Origin of the sequence: Stutzerimonas stutzeri (assembly GCF_000952685.1) — a bacterium.
Taxonomy (GTDB): domain Bacteria; phylum Pseudomonadota; class Gammaproteobacteria; order Pseudomonadales; family Pseudomonadaceae; genus Stutzerimonas; species Stutzerimonas stutzeri_E.
Genome location: NZ_JYHV01000004.1, coordinates 33,484 through 51,289, shown reverse-complemented (window position 1 = coordinate 51,289; position 17,806 = coordinate 33,484). Strand labels below are relative to the sequence as shown.

Below are 17,806 nucleotides of genomic sequence, written 5' to 3'. Positions count from 1 at the left end.
AAATCGCCAAAGGAAATACCCATTCATGAAACGCCGTCACTTGTTTGGTGTTGCCGCAGCCTTGCTTGCTTCGCTCAGCCTTGCCGGCTGTAAAGACGAAAAGAAGGTCGAGCCCACCCCCGAGCCGAAGGCCACTGCCGCCAGCGAAGCGCCGCAGATCTTCAATTGGAAGATGGTCACCGCCTGGCCGAAGAACTATCCGGGCCTGGGCACCGCCGCCCAGCGCCTGGCTGACCGGGTCAACGCGATGAGCGATGGCCGGCTGACCATCAAGGTCTATGCCGCCGGCGAGCTGGTTCCGGCCTTGGAAGTGTTCGACGCCGTCTCCCGCGGCACTGCCGAAATGGGTCATGGCGCGGCCTACTACTGGAAGGGCAAGGTGCCAACGGCGCAGTTCTTCACCTCGGTACCCTTCGGCCTGTCGACCAGCGAAATGAATGCCTGGCTGACCCGAGGCGGCGGCCAGGCATTCTGGGATGAAGCCTATGCCCCCTACGGCGTCAAACCCATGGTGGTGGGCAATACCGGCATGCAAATGGGCGGCTGGTTCAACAAGGAAATCAACTCGCTCGACGACCTCAAGGGCCTGAAGATCCGCACGCCCGGCCTGGGCGGTGAAGTACTGAGCCGACTCGGCGCGACCACCGTCAACATGCCGGGCGGTGAGGTCTTTACCGCACTGCAGACGGGTGCGATCGATGCCACCGACTGGGTCAGTCCGTATAACGATCTCGCCTTTGGCCTGCACAAGGCTGCCAAGTACTACTACTACCCCGGCTGGCAGGAGCCACAGGCCGTGCTGGAGCTGCTGGTCAACCAGAAGGCCCTCGACAGCCTGCCGGACGACCTGCGCGCGATCCTCACCGAAGCCGCTCTTGCCGCCAGCCGCGACATGATCGACGACTACGTCTACAACAACGCCCTGGCGCTCGAACAGCTCAAGCAACAAGGCGCGCAGCTCAAGCGCTTCCCCGATGAGGTACTGACTGCCATGCGCGAGCAGGCAGATGTGGTTCTCGGCGAGCTGGCCGCGCAAAGCGAGCTGAACGGCCGTATCTGGGCGTCGATGAAGGCATTCCAGGACCAGGTCAAACCGATGCACGAGATCTCCGAGAAAGAACTGTACAACTGGCGCTGAGCCAGGCGACTGCTGCGCTTGTCGAGGTCGGCAAGCGCAGCGAAGCAAAAGCCCGAAACACTCTGCAACTGGCGCGCCCGAACCGAGGCGTGCACCATCTGCTCCGTACCTTCGTCCAACCAGGAATACCAAATGCAACGTGTGCTCAGCATTTTCATGGCGCTGTGTATCGGCCTGACCCTCAGCCTCGACGTCCACGCCAAGCGTTTCGGCGGCGGCAAGAGCTTCGGCTCGGCGCCTAGCCATCAAACCCGACAGGCGCCTCAGCAGACCCAGGCCGCGCCGACTCAGGCAGGCAAGACACCCGCTGCTGCCAGCGGTGCGTCGCGCTGGCTCGGCCCGTTGGCCGGTCTCGCCGCTGGTGGCCTGCTGGCCTCCATGTTCATGGGAGACGGCTTCGAAGGCATCCAGTTCATGGATATCCTGATTTTCGGCGGCATCGCCTTCCTACTGTTCCGCTTCCTCGCCGCCCGCCGTCGCCAGCAGCAACCGGCCATGGCCGGTCACGCACCGATGCAGCGCGAGATGCCTGCGCAACCGTCGATCTTCGGCAGCAGCGCCGCGCCGGCCGCAGCGCCGGTGATCAACGCTCCCGCCTGGTTCAACGAGCAGAGCTTCGTGGCGGCGGCTCGCGAGCATTTCATGTCGCTGCAGCAGCACTGGGACGCCAACGAAATGGACAAGATCGCCGAATTCGTCACGCCCCAGCTGCATGAGTTCCTCCAGCGCGAGCGTGCCGAGCTTGGCGACGCCTACCAGTCCACCTACATCGACGATCTGCAAATCCAGCTCGACGGCGTGGACGACCAGGCCGACAAGACCATCGCCACCCTGACTTTCGTCGGCGTATCGAAGAATTCGCGCTTCGACCAGGGCGAGCCCTTCAGCGAAAGCTGGCGCATGGAACGTGCACAAGGCGAGAACCAGCCATGGCTGGTCGCGGGTATCCGCCAGAACGCCTGACCCGCGCAGCGGTCACTCACAAACCCGGGCTAGCCCGGGTTTGTCGTTTCTGCGACTCGCGGTTTACTGCTTGATTCGGTATGACGACCGAAGCCCGGCGGCAGCGAGCGGCAAAAGGGCTCGCTGGATTCATCCCCAGCGTTTAACAAACGGGACGCTCCATCCAGCAACATGGCGCATGGGTTAGACAGGATCGTTGCACAGTTAAACTTACCGAATTCGCTCATCTGCTTTGAAACAGGCCGATGCAACTTCCCGGCGGGCTGAGCTGAACCCTGCGAAGAATTAAGCGTCTATTCAGATCGCGAAGTAGAAAAAGAATGGAGTCCTGCGTGCCAGGCAACCTCGCAACAGGGTTCAGCGCCGTCGGCACGACTCGCGCACCCACTGCCCTTTCCTCACCGAATCGCAATCCGGGTCCTCAGCTATGAGCAGTGTTCGTCTGCCTTCGGTCGACCGTTTGCTGCGCGCACCCGCTTGCGAGCCGTTACACCAGCGCTACGGCCGCGAAGCGCTGCTCGGCACCCTGCGCGACCTGCTCGACGAGCTGCGTGAACCGGCTCGCCAGGGCCAGCTCGCCGCGCTGGAGCTGTCCGAAGCAGTGCTCGCCGGTCGTGCCGGTGAGCGCCTGGCCAACCAGCATCGCAGCCGCGTACGCCGTGTGTTCAACCTGACCGGCACCGTACTGCACACCAACCTTGGCCGCGCCCTGTTACCGGACGAAGCCATCGAGGCGATTACCCTGGCGGCGCGCTATCCACTGAATCTGGAGTTCGATTTGGCCAGCGGAAAGCGCGGCGACCGCGACGACCTGATCGAAGGGCTGATCCGCGAGCTCACCGGCGCCGAAGCCGTCACGGTGGTGAACAACAATGCCGCTGCCGTGCTGCTAGCGCTGAACAGCCTTGGCGCGCGCAAGGAAGGGATCATTTCCCGCGGAGAGCTGATCGAGATCGGTGGCGCCTTTCGCATTCCTGACATCATGGCCCGCGCCGGCGTGAAGCTGCACGAAGTGGGCACCACCAACCGCACCCACGCCAAGGATTACGAGGCCGCGATCAACCCGCGCAGCGGCCTGCTGATGCGCGTGCACACCAGCAACTACAGCGTGCAAGGCTTCACAAGCAGCGTCGCCACGGCCGAACTGGCCGCCATCGCGCGCGCCCATGGCCTGCCGCTGCTCGAAGACCTGGGCAGCGGCAGCCTGGTCGACCTGTCGCGCTGGGGATTGCCGAAAGAGCCCACCGTGCAGGAAGCCTTGCGCGACGGCGCTGACATCGTCACCTTCAGCGGCGACAAGCTGCTCGGTGGTCCACAGGCGGGGCTGATTGTCGGCAGCCGCGAGCTGATCGGCAAGATCAAGAAGAATCCACTCAAGCGCGCCCTGCGTGTCGACAAGCTGACCCTGGCGGCGCTCGAAGCAGTGCTCAACCTCTACCGCGACCCCGATCGCCTTGGTGAGCGCCTGACCAGCCTGCGCCTGCTGAGCCGCCCACAGGCAGACATCCGCACACAGGCCGAACGGCTCGCGCCGGCGTTGACGACTGCGCTTGGCGAACACTGGCAGGTCGCCGTGAGCGATGCGCTGGGCATGATCGGCAGCGGCGCACAGCCGGTAGCACGCCTGCCGAGCGCTGCGCTGTGCATCCGCCCGCAGCAGCCCAGGCGCCTACGCGGCCGTAGCCTGCGCCAGCTCGAAGAGGCGTTGCGCTGCCTGCCAATCCCGATTCTGGGCCGAGTTGCCGACGACGCACTCTGGCTCGACCTGCGCCAGCTGGACGACGAGCCGGCCCTGCTTGAGCAGCTGCCCCACCTGCAACGGGAACTGGCGTCATGATCATCGGCACAGCCGGTCATATCGACCATGGCAAGACGGCCTTGCTCAAGGCGCTCACCGGCCAGCAGGGCGACCGTCGTCGCGAAGAGCGTCAGCGCGGCATCACCATCGACCTTGGCTACTTGTACGCGTCCCTCGGCGAGGCGGACCTCACCGGATTCATCGACGTGCCCGGCCACGAGCGCTTCGTGCACAACATGTTGGCCGGAGCCTGCGGCATCGATTGCGTGTTGCTGGTAGTGGCGGCCGACGACGGCGTGATGCCACAGACCCGCGAACATCTGGCCATCATAGAGCTGCTGGGCATTCGCTGCGCCCTGGTCGCGCTGACCAAGATCGATCGGGTCGAAGCACCTCGCATCGCCCAAGTGAGCGCTCAGATCGAATCGCTGCTGCAACCCGGGCCGCTGGCTGGAGCGCCAGTCTTCCCAGTCTCCAGCATCACCGGCGAGGGCATCGACGCGCTTCGTTCGGCACTGGTAGAACAGGCCGCCGCAGTACGCGCGCGCCGCGAAGACGGCCATTTCCGTCTGGCCATCGACCGTGCCTTCAGCGTCACCGGCACCGGTGTGGTGGTCACCGGTACGGCTTTCGCCGGACACGTCAGCGTCGGTGACGAGCTGTCTCTTAGTCCGGCCGGGCGCACGGTTCGGGTGCGCGGGTTACATGCCCAGAATCAGGTCTGCGAGCAGGCGCGAGCGGGCCAGCGCGTAGCCCTGAACCTCGCCGGCGACCGTCTAGCCGTAGAGCAGATCAGCCGCGGCGACTGGCTGGTGACGCCCGAACTGCAGGCCGCGACCCGACGCCTCGACATCGAATTCAGCCTGTTGCCCAGCGAAACCCGTGACCTGCGTCATTGGACGCCGGTACACATTCACCTCGGCGCGCAGGATGTTACCGGCCGCATCGCGCTGCTGGAAGGCGAATGCCTAGCGCCCGGCGGTCACGTTCATGCGCAATTACTGCTCGATGCGCCGGCGCATGCCGTGCACGGCGATCGCGTGGTACTGCGCGACCAGTCCGCCCAGCGAACCCTGGGCGGCGGACGGGTGCTCGATCCCTTCGCCCCGCCACGCAACCGACATCGTCATGCACGCCTGGCCGTGCTGCGCGCGCTGAGCGGCGACACACTCGAAGATATCCTCCCGGCCTTACTGCCGAGCGCCCTCAATGGCCTGGAGCCGGCCCTGCTGGAGCGTCAGTTCAATCGGCCACGGCATACCTGGCGCCTACCCGACGAAGCGCTGGAAATCTCCACTCGGCTGGGCCCGCGGCTATTCGAGCGCGGCACCTGGGACTACCTCGGGCAAAGCCTGGCAGCCTCCCTGCAGCGCTTCCATGAAAGCCAACCGGACGAACTCGGCCCGGATCGCGACCGTCTTCGCCGTTACGCCTTGCCCCAGCTGGAGCGAGCTATTTATCTCGCCGTGCTGGACCAGGCACTGGCAGCCGGCATGATCGAAGCCAGCGGTCCCTGGCTGCACCTGCCCGGGCACCGAATACACCTGAATGAAGAAGAAGAAGTCCTCAAGGCCCGACTATGGCCATTGCTCGAAGCGGCCCGCTTCAACCCGCCTTGGGTGCGCGACCTGGCCAGCGCACTGGACGTCGAAGAGGAGCGGGTTCGTCATCTGCTGCGCAAACTGTCGCGCATCGGCGAGCTGCAACAGGTCGTCAAGGACCTCTTCTATCCCGACGCGACCATTCGCCAGCTGGCCAACCAGGTATTGGAGATGGAACGCCAATCTGGAGTAATCCGCGCCGCCGCCTTCCGCGACCAGGTCCAGCTAGGCCGCAAACGCAGCATCCAGCTGCTCGAACACTTCGACCGCATCGGCCTCACCCGCCGCTTCGGCAACGAACGCAAGGTGCGACGCGACAGCGCCTTGGCCTCGGACGCCGAGCTCAGGTAGGCTGCCAACTCACTCCAACCCTGCCCACCCGGGCACGCGTTGGAAGGCAATCGCACCCGGTGGTGCGGCCGGGCTTCAAACCCGGTTGGGGGCGGCAGCCGTCCCCGGGTGGGTTCGACTCCCACTGCCTTCCGCCAATTCCCGCTCTGAAAGCCCCAGGCTATGCGGCCTCCAGCTACTCGACCGGAGCGGCCTTGCCTTGGATGTCGAAGAAGTGTCGAAAATTGGCGACTTCCCTTACTGGCAAGAGCATCATGCGCCTAGATATCACTTTGATATCACGCTGACATGCCAGCAAGACGGAGCACCAAAAATGAAGAAGATTTCTGCCGTGATCATCGCTGCTTTGATTGCAGTAACCTCCGCGTCCGCGTTCGCCCACAGTGGCGGTACAGACTCCAAAGGTTGCCATCGCAATCACAAGACCGGCGACTACCACTGCCACTAAGCATTGATGCTTGTGCCCCGTCTTGGCGGGGTTCTAGGTTCTGTCGCAGGTTTGCCCAACGTAGAAGTGTCGAAAACCCCGAATGGGTCCGAGCGTGATGACGTCCTTCAGGTAGTCCGGTGCCAAGTGCGCGTAGCGCATGGTCATGTTCAGCGAGGCGTGGCCCAGGACCTTTTGCAGGGTCAGGATGTTGCCGCCTTAGCCAATCCCAGTGATCGAAGCGGACGGCTTGAATTACTGTTAGGCAACTATCTACCCCCTGGAAATAACCAAGGAAGGAAGCTCCGCAAGCAAATTTTCCCTGAACCTTGGTGATGTTGCCCAAGCGGCAAGCAACAAAGTCATGGCTAAAATCACCAAGATTATCTGCAGCACTACCGGCACTTCACGATTTGATAAATAGCTAACAGGTACAGGCAAAAACAAAACTACAGCTAGTGCGCTCATTATTAATTGTCCCGCTCTGTCAACTGTCATTTAAATATCCAAACCTAGCGATGTTAAGGGTGAAGATTATCCCCGACCCAGCAAACGAAGTGAGCGATATGAGCGAACCGTTATGCATTGTATAACTGGTGCCCTTTAGTTTTGACCAGACTCGCAACTGGAGGTCGCTCTTCCGAAGACCATTCCGGCAACGAACCTGTGAGAACTACAGCACTTACTATGCCGCCTAACTCTACAAAGCGTTTGGCAACTTCAAGTCGTCTAGACTGAAGTCGCTCTAGGTAAGGGTAAAGGTTCTGGTGCTCAGAGCTGAGATTAGCACGCATCTCGTATGCCAATAACCCTCGCAGCATGGCATTCAGTTTATCTTTTCCTAAAGGCGCAAGATCACCTATTAACAAGCGCTCAGGTGTCTCAGTGATTACAGCCTCAAGGTGAAACTCGAGTTTCATGCTAGTGCCTAAAGATTAAGCTACAGGCGAGCAAAAGCGTAGCCATTGCCAGTCTAGTGAGCGAAGCGAACAATTTGAACTAACTGCTAGTCACGACACGAGCCTATTCAAGGAAATCAACAGGGACAGCCTTCATATACTCCTTCGCTCTGCTGATAAGCACCGTCCATTCTGCTTGAGGCCTTTTAGTGACGCCGTTTTCGGCCAAGGAGTTTTCAAGCAAGTCCGCTAAACCCCAATGGCTCTGCGTTCTTCTTCTGAAAGATCTTTGTGAGAATGCAAGTCTGAGAATTTATCAGACAAGACCTCCCAGGCAAGAAGCAGGTGGCCGAGGGTTATTTTTAATGGATGTTTCTTTGGAGAAATCTTCAGCTTCCATTTTGACGATTCCTTGATTAGGAACATAACGATTAGCTAACAGGCAGACAAAAGCGAAGCTTTTGGCTGTCCAGCGGGCGAAGTGAGCGATTGTTGAGCGCATTGTTAGGTATTGCCTGATTTTCATGCCTTGTAAAAAACAAATAAGCCGACTGCTATTATTGTTATTGCGGCAAGCATGCTAGTTTCTGGGTTTGTTGGTGCGGAGTTAAGAATCCTGCTTGATATTATTGTGGATCCATTTCCTTGGATTGCCTTTGTCAAGATATAGGAGCCTGACAAGAGTAATGCTCCTGCAATCATTATCAGGCCTGTATCTTTTCGCTGTGCCATCGAAGATACCTAACTATAATTAGACACTAACTGGTGTATAAGACGCCGAATTGGCTTGGTGTATAAAAACCCGTCCGATTCTCTTCCTAGGCCCTCGTTCCGGTCTTCTCAGGAAGGAAGGATGTTTATACACCAGCTTCGAGAAGCCTGAAATTGTACCCAATCCATAGGTTGCACCGCGTGCGACCTTGAGCACCCTTTTCATCCTTGCCGTGTCGATAAAGTGTCGAAATCACTGCCGTCTAGAGTGGAACAAAGCGGGCATGCGCAAGCGGTAGGCCTAGCAAAGCCGAAGATTGCCAGTCACTGGTGGCCCAAAAAAACGAGTTCGACTCCACTGCCTTCCGCCATTTCGTCCTGGCTCCCAAGCGCTTCCCTCGCCTTGTATCCGGAACCTGCATACGCCAGCGCTTGATCACGGCGCCAGCCCTTTCCTGCGCCCTGCCAGCAAATATTCAATCGGACTGATAGACAAAAGCCATCGGCCGATCGAGCGCAAGCGTGAAAAAGCTGGTCTAGGATTCCATGCACGTGACATTCAGGAGATCGAGTATGTTGGCCGCATTACTTCCGACCTTGAAGGAGCTGGAACTTCCGTTGCGCCTGAAGCTTTGGGATGGCAACGAGATCGACATAGGCCCGGCCCCTTCCGTAACGCTGGAGATCAAGGACCCCAGCCTCGTGCCGCAACTCGCACATCCCAGCCTCGACTTGCTCGGCGGTGCCTATGTGGAGGGTCAGATCGACCTGCACGGGCCGCTGGACGAAATCATTCGCATCGGCGATGAAATCACCAGCGCCCTGGGTGAAGAGCACTCCGCGCTGCCGACTCGCGAGGCGCATGACAAGGCCACCGACGCCGAGGCCATTTCCTATCACTACGACCTGTCCAACGAGTTCTATCAACTCTGGCTCGACCGCGACATGGTCTATTCCTGTGCCTACTTCGAGACCGGCACGGAAGATCTCGATCAGGCGCAGCAGGCCAAGCTGCGGCACTTGTGCCGCAAGTTACGGCTGAAACCGGGTGATCGCCTGCTCGATGTCGGCTGCGGCTGGGGTGGGTTGGCGCGCTTCGCGGCGCGTGAATTCGGTGCCCAGGTATTCGGCATCACGCTCAGCCGCGAGCAGCTCAAGCTCGGCCGCGAGCGCGTCACCGCCGAGGGGCTCGAGGGGCAGGTGACGCTCGAGCTGATGGATTACCGCGATCTGCCCCGGGATGGCCAGTTCGACAAGGTGGTGAGTGTGGGCATGTTCGAGCACGTGGGGCACGCCAATATGCCGCTGTACTGCAAGCAGCTGTCGGATGTGGTGCGCCCGGGCGGGCTGGTACTCAACCACGGCATCACTTCGCGGCATCTCGACGGCCGGCCAGTGGCTCACGGCGCGGGCGAGTTCATTGACCGCTACGTGTTCCCCCATGGCGAGCTACCTCACCTGGTTAAGATCGGCGCCTGCATCAGCGAATCGGGGCTGGAAATCGTCGACGTGGAGAGTCTGCGCCTGCACTACGCGCGCACGTTGCAGTTCTGGAGCGAACGCTTGGAGAAGAATCTGGCCGAAGCCCAGCGGATGGTGCCAGAGCGGGCGCTGCGCATCTGGCGGGTCTATCTCGCGGGCTGTGCCTATGGCTTCCGCCGCAACTGGATCAACCTGCACCAGATTCTGGCGAGCAAGCCCTTGCCGGATGGTTCCCATGAACTGCCTTGGTCGCGGGCGGACCTGTATCGCTAGGCGAGCGAGCCGTAGAGGGCGAATGAGCCCCAAGCCCATTCGGCGCGGGGTCGCGCCTCCCACGGAGATTCGAGTGGTGCCTGGAGGTGCTGTGGGAGCCCCGACCTCGGGGCGAAGCGGTTTCTCCACTGCATACAACCACTGCGGTTAAAACCGTTGAGCTGGGCGGCGGGGCTCATTCGGCGCGGGGTCGCGCCTCCCACGGAGCTTCATGGGGCGCTTGGGGCTGCTGTGGGACCGCCCCCGGGGCGAAGCGGTCCCTACTGACCAGCCCGCCCGCGGGTCGCCTCTATCAGCGCAGCAACAGCAGCGGTGTGGTGGTCGAGCGGATCATTTGGGTGGTGGTGCTGCCGACGAGGAACTGGCGAATCCGCGAGTGACCATAGGCGCCCATCACCAGCAGGCCGACCTGATACTCGGCCTGGTAGGCATGCAGCACCGGCTCGACTTCCCCGGCGCGGATGGCGATGTGCACCTCAAATCCCGCCGCAGCCAGCGAATCGCGGGCGGATTCGAGCAGCGCACGGCTATCAGTGGTGTCATCGCCGACCATCACCAGATGAATCGGAATCCCCTTGAACAGCGGGCTTGAGGCGAGCATCTCGACGCCCTTGCGGGTGGTGGCGCTGCCGTCGAAGGCCAGCATGACGCTCGTGGGCACACTGAAGTCGGCCGGGGTCACCAGAATGGGCCGGTGCAGAGTGCGGATCACGCTTTCGAGCTGGCTGCCGATCAGTTGCAGGTCGCTGCCGCTGTCTTCGCCCTGCTTGCCGATCACCAGCAGCCGGATATCCGGTTCAAGGTCGTGCAACGTTTCGACCAGATCGCCGTGGCGTTGGCGCACGTCCGGTTGCTCGACACCCGCGGTAATCACACGCTGCCGGGCAGCGTCGAGCATCATTCGTCCTTCTTCGAGCGCCAGCTTGCTGCGCTTCTCATCCAGCGCGGCCAGTTCCTCGAGCAAGTATTCACGGCTGCCAAGGCCGATGATGCCGCTGAGGTTGCCGGTCGCCGGGTACTGCTGCTGGTCGAGCACGTGCAGCAGGGTCAGTGGCGCATCCAGCTGCCGACTGGCCCATGCCGCGCAATCGCACACGGCTGACGCTTGCGGTGAACCGTCAATGCAAGCCATAACCTGGTTCATGTCGTTCTCCCTGTCAGTGGCCCATGAGGCTGTCGATAGCATTGGGTTTATCGTGCACCCCGAAGCGGTCGACGATCGTCGCGCTCGCCTCATTCAGACCCAGCACCTGGACTTCGGTGCCCTCACGACGGAACTTGAGCACCACCTTGTCCAGTGCGGTTACGGCGGTGATGTCCCAGAAGTGCGCCTGACTGAGGTCGATAGTGACCCGTGAAAGCGCTTCTTTGAAATCGAAGGCGGCGGTGAACTTGTCCGAGGAGCTGAAGAACACCTGCCCGATCACCCGATAGGTTCGACCACTGCCGTCGCCATCCAGCTCCGAGCGGATGTCGAGGTAATGGCCGACCTTGTTGGCGAAGAACATCGCCGCCAGCAGCACACCCGCCAGCACGCCGTAGGCCAGGTTATGAGTCAAGACCACGACCGCCACCGTGACCACCATCACGATGTTGGTCGAGAGCGGATAACGCTTGAGGTTGCGCAGCGAATCCCAGCTGAAGGTGCCGATGGACACCATGATCATCACCGCCACCAGCGCGGCCATAGGGATCTGGCCGACCCAGTCACTGAGAAACACCACCATCAGCAGCAGCACGAGGCCAGCGATCAGCGTCGACAGACGAGTGCGACCGCCCGATTTCACGTTGATCACCGACTGACCGATCATCGCGCAACCGGCCATGCCGCCGAACAGGCTGGAGACGATGTTGGCGACCCCCTGCCCTTTGCACTCGCGGTTCTTGTCGCTGCCGGTATCGGTCAGGTCATCGACGATGGTGGCGGTCATCAGCGACTCCAGCAGACCGACCACGGCCAGCGCGGCGGAGTACGGGAAGATGATTTGCAGGGTTTCGAATGTCAGCGGGACTTCCGGCCAGAGGAAAACAGGCAGCGTATCGGGCAGATCGCCCATGTCGCCGACAGTGCGGATGTCCAACCCCAGGTACATGGCCACTGCGGTCAACGTGAGGATGCACACCAGGGGTGAGGGGATGACCTTGCCCACCTTCGGCACATAGGGGAACAGGTAAATGATGCCGAGGCCGGCGGCGGTCATGGCATAGACGTGCCAGGTGACGTTCGTCAGTTCCGGCAGCTGCGCCATGAAGATCAGGATCGCCAGGGCATTGACGAAGCCGGTGACCACCGAGCGCGAGACGAAGCGCATCAGCGAGCCGAGCCGCAGGTAGCCAGCGCCGATCTGCAGTACCCCGCAGAGCAGGGATGCGGCCAGCAGGTATTGCAGGCCATGCTCGCGCACCAGCGTCACCATCAGCAGCGCCATGGCACCGGTCGCAGCGGAGATCATGCCGGGGCGACCGCCGGCGAAGGCGATCACTACCGCGATGCAGAATGACGCATAGAGACCGACCCGCGGGTCGACGCCGGCGATGATCGAAAAGGCGATCGCTTCAGGGATCAGCGCCAGGGCGACGACGAGACCGGAAAGCACGTCGCCACGAATATTGCAGAACCAGTTTTGCTTGATCGAATGGAGCATCGGAATTTCCAGAGCAAAGGCATCGCCGCCAGACCGGGTATGGCAAGCAAGGCTGAAACGAGACCAGTTTTCAAATTCGAGTATGGGTGCGATCCACGCACACGAGGTGTGGGCGCACGGCAGAACGCGACCCCGCTATGACAGGCGGTCGCAGCCAGGCAGAGGGACGTTGCGCTAAGGCGGACTAGGCAGCCAGGTCATGGAATCAACCATTTCATACGAGTCTTGGCGCTGGAAGGCGCCGAAAGGGTCGGCAAGCATACCGAAACCCGCCCGTCACCGCGACCGCGCCTGACCATCGATAGCCGCTAGCTGACTCGGCAAACCACCCTGCAGGCACTTTGGCTTACCATGCGAAATCCCCACAGCGAGCCCGCCATGCCTGTCCACTCCAGCCGTCACCACGTTGCCCTGATCGTCTTGTTGATCCTCGTCGGCTTGCTGCTCAGCATGTATTGGGCCGGGCAGATTGCCGAGCGTCGCGCCTGGGCCGAGCGCAGCCAGGAGGCACGTGGGCAGCTGGAGTTGTACGCACAGGCGATCCACACCCAGGTCGAGCGCTTTCGCTCGGTGCCGGCATTGCTTGCACTGGACAGCGATATCCAAGAGCTGTTGAACAACCCTGGCGATCAGGCCCTGCGGGAGCTGTTGAACCAGCGCCTGGAGCAACAGAACGAGGCGGCAGGCTCCTCGGTGCTTTATCTGCTCGATCGCCGCGGCGAAACCCTCGCCGCCAGCAACTGGCGCGACTGGACCAGCTTCGTCGGCAACAACTACGCCTTCCGCCCCTATTTTCTCGATGCGCTGAAAAACGACTCCGGGCGTTACTTCGCTGTCGGCGTGACCACCGGCATCCCCGGCTACTTCCTGTCCAGTTCGGTGAAGAACAGCGCCGGCGAGGTGATCGGCGTGCTGGTGGTCAAGCTCGAATTGGAGGACATGCAGCGCGAGTGGGTCGGGCAGTCGGGCATTCTGCTGATTGCCGACTCGCTGGATATCGTCATCCTTACCAACCGCCCCGCCTGGCGTTTCCGCTACCTGCGCCCGCTCGACGAAACGGTACGCGCGCAGCTGGTCGCCGCGCGCCGCTATGCCGAGCAGAACCTGCAACCCTTACCCAACCACAGCCTGCAACGCATCGCCGCAGACAGCGAACGGCGCCAGGTGGACGGCCCGGACGGTCGCCGCAACTACCTCTGGCAGCGCCTGCAGCTGCCCGAAGAAAACTGGACGCTGCACCTGTTGCAGGAACCGCAACTGATCGCCGCCAACGTGCGCAGCTATCGCCTGGCCGCGGCCGGCGTGTGGATGACTCTGGCATTCCTGCTGCTTTACCTGGCCCAGCGACGCAAGACCCGGCGCGTCGAGCAGCGCAGCCGCAGCGAGCTGGAGCACCTGGTGGAGGCGCGCACGCGAGAGCTGCGCACCGCCCAGGATGAACTGGTACATGCCGCACGCATGGCGGCGCTGGGGCAGATGTCCGCCGCCCTCGCCCACGAAATCAACCAGCCGCTGACCGCCCTGCGCATGCAGCTGGCCAGCCAGCGATTGCTGCTCGACAACGGCCGCACCGACGCAGTGCGCGAAGGCATCGGCCAAGTTGAGGGCCTGCTCGAGCGAATGGCCGCACTGACCAGTCATCTGAAGACCTTCGCGCGTAAGAGTCCCGCCGGTCTGCGTCAACGGCTGAGCCTGGCCGAGGTGCTGGAACAGGCTCTGCAACTGCTCGGCCCGCGCATCCGCAACGATAGCGTCGAGGTCCTGCGTCAGGTGCCGGCCGATGCCTGGGTCAGTGGCGATGGCATTCGTCTGGAACAGGTGTTGATCAATCTGCTGACCAATGCGCTCGACGCCATGCAGGGTAGCCAGGTCCGCCAGCTGCGCATCGAGGGTCACCGCGACCGGCAGGGCTGGACGCTGAGCGTCGCCGACAGCGGCGGCGGCATCGCCAGTGAGCATCTGGACCAGGTCTTCGAGCCCTTCTTCACCACCAAGCCTGTCGGCCAGGGGCTGGGCCTGGGGTTGGCGGTTTCCTACGGCATCGTGCGCGATCTCGGCGGCAACCTGGAAGCACACAACGATGCGCTCGGCGCCGTCTTCGTCCTGCACCTGCCGGCAGCCGAACAGGCCGCCGCCGAGTAGACTGGCAACTCGCAAGAGGAGTGAGACATGAGCGGTCAGGTCATCTTCATCGACGACGAAGCGGCGATCCGTCAGGCCGTGCAGCAATGGCTGGAACTGTCTGGCTTCAGCGTGCGCACCTGCGCCAGCGCCGAGCAAGCGCTGGCGTCGATCAACCGTGACTTCCCCGGCGTACTGATCAGTGACGTGCGCATGCCCGACCTGGACGGCCTCGGCCTGCTGGAGCGGTTGGTGGCGCTGGATCCGGAGCTGCCGGTGATCATGGTCACCGGCCATGGCGACGTACCGATGGCGGTCCAAGCGCTGCGCCAGGGCGCCTACGATTTCATTGAAAAACCCTTCACCCCGGAACGTCTGCTCGACAGCGTGCGCCGCGCCCAGGATAAGCGCCGGCTGGTCTGCGAGAACCGTCAGCTGCGCGAGCAGTTCACCCGCAAGGGCCGTATCGAATCCATGCTGCTGGGCGTTTCGCGGGGCATGGAGCACCTCCGGCGCCAAGTGTTGGAACTGGCCGGCACCAACGTCAACGTGCTGATTCGCGGCGACACCGGCAGCGGCAAAGAGCAGGTAGCGCGTTGCCTGCACGACTTCAGCCCGCGAGCACGCAACCCCTTCGTGGCGCTGAATTGCGCGGCCATCCCGGAAACCATCTTCGAAAGCGAGCTGTTCGGCCATGAGAGCGGCGCCTTCACCGGCGCCCAGGGCAAGCGCATCGGCCGGATCGAGCATGCCCACGGCGGTACCCTGTTTCTCGATGAGATCGAAAGCATGCCGCTGGCCCAGCAGGTCAAGCTGCTGCGGGTGCTGCAGGAAAAGACCCTGGAGCGGCTCGGTTCCAACCGCAGCATCGAGGTCGACCTGCGGGTAATCAGCGCGGCCAAGCCGGACCTGCTCGAAGAAGTGCGTGGCGGGCGCTTCCGCGAGGATCTGCTGTATCGCCTGAATGTCGCCGAGCTGCACATCCCGCCGCTGCGTGATCGTCGCGAAGACATCCCGCTACTGTTCGACCATTTCGCCAGTCAGGCAGCCCAGCGTCATGGCCGCGACCCGGTGCCGGCCAGTCCAGGCGAGCTGGCGCAACTGCTCAGCCATGATTGGCCGGGCAACGTGCGCGAGCTGATCAACGCCGCCGAGCGCCATGCGCTGGGTCTGACACCACCCTCGTCCGCGAACGCCAGCGTCCCGGCCGCGGGCGCCGGTACATCGTTGGCCGAACAGATGGAAGCCTTCGAAGCGCAATGCCTACACAGCGCCCTGCAGCAACACAAAGGCAACATCGCCGAGGTGATGAATCAGCTGCAGCTGCCACGCCGCACCCTCAACGAAAAGATGCAACGTCACGGCCTCAGTCGTAGCGATTACCTGCCGACGGGCAGCGCCGACAGCTGATCATGGCCGGGCGGCGCTCCGAGTCTCGATGCCGGTTTTTGTAGGGTGGGCTTCAGCCCACCAGAGTTCGGTGACAAGGCACGGGCGAAACATGAATGAGGCAGTTCCGGCAAGCAAGCGGTGGGCTGAAGCGGAACACCACCCGGCCCACCCTACAGGACTGCATTCGCCGCGGGGCGCGCCTCCCACACAAGCAGGGGCCGTGCGCCGGCCGCTTTCGTGGGAGGCCCGACCCGGGGCGAGGCTTTTGGAGGGCGGCGGCCCGGACATTCATCGCAGGGCGATGCTTTTAGGTGGCGGCGGGCGTTAGCCTACTGCGACTGGCCGGATCCAAGCTCATCCAGGCGCTGCTGCAGAAACCGCCGCTCCGGCTCCAGTTGCGCCAACTGCAACGCGTCCCGATAGGCGCTCCGCGCATCATCCAGGCGACCGAGGCGGCGGCAAAAATCGGCACGGGCCGAGTGCAGCAGGTGATAGTCCTGAAGCTGCCCGCGGGCCAGCAGGTCGTCGATCAGCCTCAGGCCAGTTTCGGGCCCTTCGCGCATGGCGACTGCCACCGCGCGGTTCAATTCGATCACCGGCGAAGGGCAGACGCGCAACAACACGTCGTAGAGCCCGACGATCTGCGCCCAGTCGGTCTGCGCCGCGCTTGGCGCATCGGCATGCACGGCGACGATCGCAGCTTGCAAGGTATAGGGGCCGAAACGCCGCGAGGCCAGCGCGCGTTGCACCAGCGCCGAGCCCTCTTCGATCTGAGCCCGGTCCCACAGGCTGCGATCCTGATCGTCGAGGCGCACCAGTTCACCCGCCTCATCGGTGCGCGCGGCGCGGCGCGAGTCATGCAGCAGCATCAGCGCGAGCAGGCCCATCAGCTCCGGGTCCGGCAGCAGCTCGAGCAACAATCGGCCCAGCCGGATCGCCTCGGCACTCAGGCTGGCACGGGTCAGCTCGGCACCGCTTGAGGCCGAATAGCCCTCGTTGAACACCAGGTAGATCACCCTCAACACGTTATCCAGGCGCGCCGGCAATTCCTCGCGCGAAGGCACACGATAAGGAATCGCGGCATCACGAATCTTCTGCTTGGCGCGCACGATGCGCTGGGCGATGGTGCTGGGCGAGGCGAGAAAGGCGCGGGCGATTTCCTCGGTCTTCAGGTCGCAGACCTCGCGCAGGGTCAGCGCCACCTGTGCATCGTCAGGCAAGGCCGGGTGGCAGCAGGTGAAGACCAGCCGCAGGCGATCGTCCTCCAGCATGTCGTGATCCCAGTCCGGCTCCTCTGCGGCGTCCAGCTGATCGGCCAACAGGTTCAGCGAGGCATTGAAGCGTGCCCGCCGACGCAGGCCGTCGATGGCCTTGAAGCGCCCGGCCGATACCAGCCAAGCGCGCGGGTTGGCCGGGATGCCGTCACGAGGCCACTGCTGCACAGCGGCGAAAAAGGCGTCGTGCAACGCCTCCTCGGCCAGGTCGAAGTCGCCCAGCAGACGGATCAGGGTCGCCAGCACACGTCGCGACTCGTTGCGGTAGATAGCCTCGACAGCCCGCTGGGTTGCCGCTTCACCGTCCGACATGGCCGTCACGCAAACGCGTCCGGGTGCATCAACGGTCAGGCAGCTGGCGCAGCGGACGCACTTCGATACTGCCCAGCGTGGCCGGTGGAATCTTCGCCGCCAGCTGTACCGCCTCGTCGAAATCCGCCGCTTCTAGCAGATAGAAGCCGGCCAGCTGCTCGCGGGTTTCGGCGAATGGGCCGTCGACCACCGAGACCGCGCCTTCGCGTACGCGCACGGTTTTGGCGGTGCGTACCGACTGCAGCGGCTCGCCAGCGACGAAGTGGCCACTTTGGTGCAGGCGTTCACTGTTGGCCATGCACTGGTCGACCAGCGCAGCCCACTGCTCGTCGGTCATGGCATCCACACGCTTTTCGTCGTAGTAGACGAGGCAAAGGTATTTCATGCTGTTCTCCATCACATCATGCAGACCGACAACA

Annotated in this window: 14 protein-coding genes and 1 tRNA gene; 9 read left to right on the top strand and 6 right to left on the bottom strand. The window is 62.6% G+C overall.

Annotated elements, in window-relative coordinates; genetic code table 11:
* The first annotated feature begins 25 nt into the window (after nucleotides 1–25).
* The 6 genes from UF78_RS01075 (at nucleotide 26) to UF78_RS23260 (ending at nucleotide 6,299) form a co-directional block, all read left to right on the top strand.
* Nucleotides 26–1,138 carry a TRAP transporter substrate-binding protein gene (locus UF78_RS01075; RefSeq protein WP_045160171.1) on the top strand — a complete coding sequence of 371 codons (1,113 nt, stop codon included), beginning with the start codon at nucleotides 26–28 and terminating at the stop codon, nucleotides 1,136–1,138.
* Nucleotides 1,139–1,270: 132 nt separating this feature from the next.
* Nucleotides 1,271–2,101 (top strand): Tim44 domain-containing protein, encoded by an 831-nt coding sequence (locus UF78_RS01070; RefSeq protein WP_045160170.1) that lies wholly within the window; start codon nucleotides 1,271–1,273, stop codon nucleotides 2,099–2,101.
* 427 nt (nucleotides 2,102–2,528) lie between these two features.
* Complete coding sequence (selA, locus tag UF78_RS01065; RefSeq protein WP_045160169.1) at nucleotides 2,529–3,938, top strand: L-seryl-tRNA(Sec) selenium transferase; 1,410 nt, start codon at nucleotides 2,529–2,531, stop codon at nucleotides 3,936–3,938.
* A complete protein-coding gene (gene selB, locus UF78_RS01060; RefSeq protein WP_045160168.1) occupies nucleotides 3,935–5,851 on the top strand; it encodes a selenocysteine-specific translation elongation factor in 1,917 nt (638 codons plus the stop codon). The genes selA and selB overlap by 4 nt, the downstream gene beginning before the upstream one ends.
* A gap of 41 nt (nucleotides 5,852–5,892) precedes the next feature.
* A tRNA-Sec gene (locus tag UF78_RS01055) sits at nucleotides 5,893–5,988 on the top strand.
* Nucleotides 5,989–6,164: 176 nt separating this feature from the next.
* Nucleotides 6,165–6,299, top strand: coding sequence for a YHYH domain-containing protein (locus UF78_RS23260; RefSeq protein WP_102851770.1), 135 nt, complete (start codon nucleotides 6,165–6,167; stop codon nucleotides 6,297–6,299).
* A gap of 252 nt (nucleotides 6,300–6,551) precedes the next feature.
* On the opposite strand, the gene UF78_RS22800 is transcribed toward UF78_RS23260, so the two are convergent.
* Both UF78_RS22800 and UF78_RS22795 read right to left on the bottom strand, forming a co-directional pair.
* Complete coding sequence (locus tag UF78_RS22800) at nucleotides 6,552–6,746, bottom strand: hypothetical protein (protein WP_155397580.1); 195 nt, start codon at nucleotides 6,744–6,746, stop codon at nucleotides 6,552–6,554.
* Nucleotides 6,747–6,856: 110 nt separating this feature from the next.
* Nucleotides 6,857–7,198: a hypothetical protein gene (locus UF78_RS22795; protein ID WP_155397579.1), complete on the bottom strand. Its 342-nt coding sequence runs from the start codon at nucleotides 7,196–7,198 to the stop codon at nucleotides 6,857–6,859.
* Nucleotides 7,199–8,461: 1,263 nt separating this feature from the next.
* Between UF78_RS22795 and cfaB the strand changes: the two genes are divergently transcribed.
* Nucleotides 8,462–9,643: a C17 cyclopropane fatty acid synthase CfaB gene (gene cfaB / locus UF78_RS01050; protein WP_045160167.1), complete on the top strand. Its 1,182-nt coding sequence runs from the start codon at nucleotides 8,462–8,464 to the stop codon at nucleotides 9,641–9,643.
* A gap of 292 nt (nucleotides 9,644–9,935) precedes the next feature.
* Here the strand turns inward: cfaB and UF78_RS01045 are convergent, their stop codons facing one another.
* Both UF78_RS01045 and UF78_RS01040 read right to left on the bottom strand, forming a co-directional pair.
* A complete protein-coding gene (locus tag UF78_RS01045) occupies nucleotides 9,936–10,787 on the bottom strand; it encodes a universal stress protein (protein WP_045160166.1) in 852 nt (283 codons plus the stop codon).
* 13 nt (nucleotides 10,788–10,800) lie between these two features.
* Nucleotides 10,801–12,288, bottom strand: a complete 1,488-nt coding sequence (locus tag UF78_RS01040; protein WP_045160165.1) for a SulP family inorganic anion transporter — start codon at nucleotides 12,286–12,288, stop codon at nucleotides 10,801–10,803.
* A 378-nt stretch (nucleotides 12,289–12,666) separates the two neighbouring features.
* On the opposite strand from UF78_RS01040, the gene UF78_RS01035 reads away from it, so the two are divergent.
* Entirely contained in the window at nucleotides 12,667–14,430 is a 1,764-nt protein-coding gene (locus UF78_RS01035; protein WP_045160164.1) for a sensor histidine kinase, read from the top strand.
* A 27-nt stretch (nucleotides 14,431–14,457) separates the two neighbouring features.
* Nucleotides 14,458–15,819 carry a sigma-54-dependent transcriptional regulator gene (locus UF78_RS01030; protein ID WP_045160163.1) on the top strand — a complete coding sequence of 454 codons (1,362 nt, stop codon included), beginning with the start codon at nucleotides 14,458–14,460 and terminating at the stop codon, nucleotides 15,817–15,819.
* 311 nt (nucleotides 15,820–16,130) lie between these two features.
* Here UF78_RS01030 and UF78_RS01025 read toward each other — a convergent pair whose 3' ends face one another.
* Nucleotides 16,131–17,387 carry an RNA polymerase sigma factor gene (locus UF78_RS01025; RefSeq protein ID WP_045160162.1) on the bottom strand — a complete coding sequence of 419 codons (1,257 nt, stop codon included), beginning with the start codon at nucleotides 17,385–17,387 and terminating at the stop codon, nucleotides 16,131–16,133.
* 28 nt (nucleotides 17,388–17,415) lie between these two features.
* A complete protein-coding gene (locus tag UF78_RS01020; protein ID WP_045160161.1) occupies nucleotides 17,416–17,772 on the bottom strand; it encodes a YciI family protein in 357 nt (118 codons plus the stop codon).
* Nucleotides 17,773–17,806 lie beyond the last annotated feature (34 nt).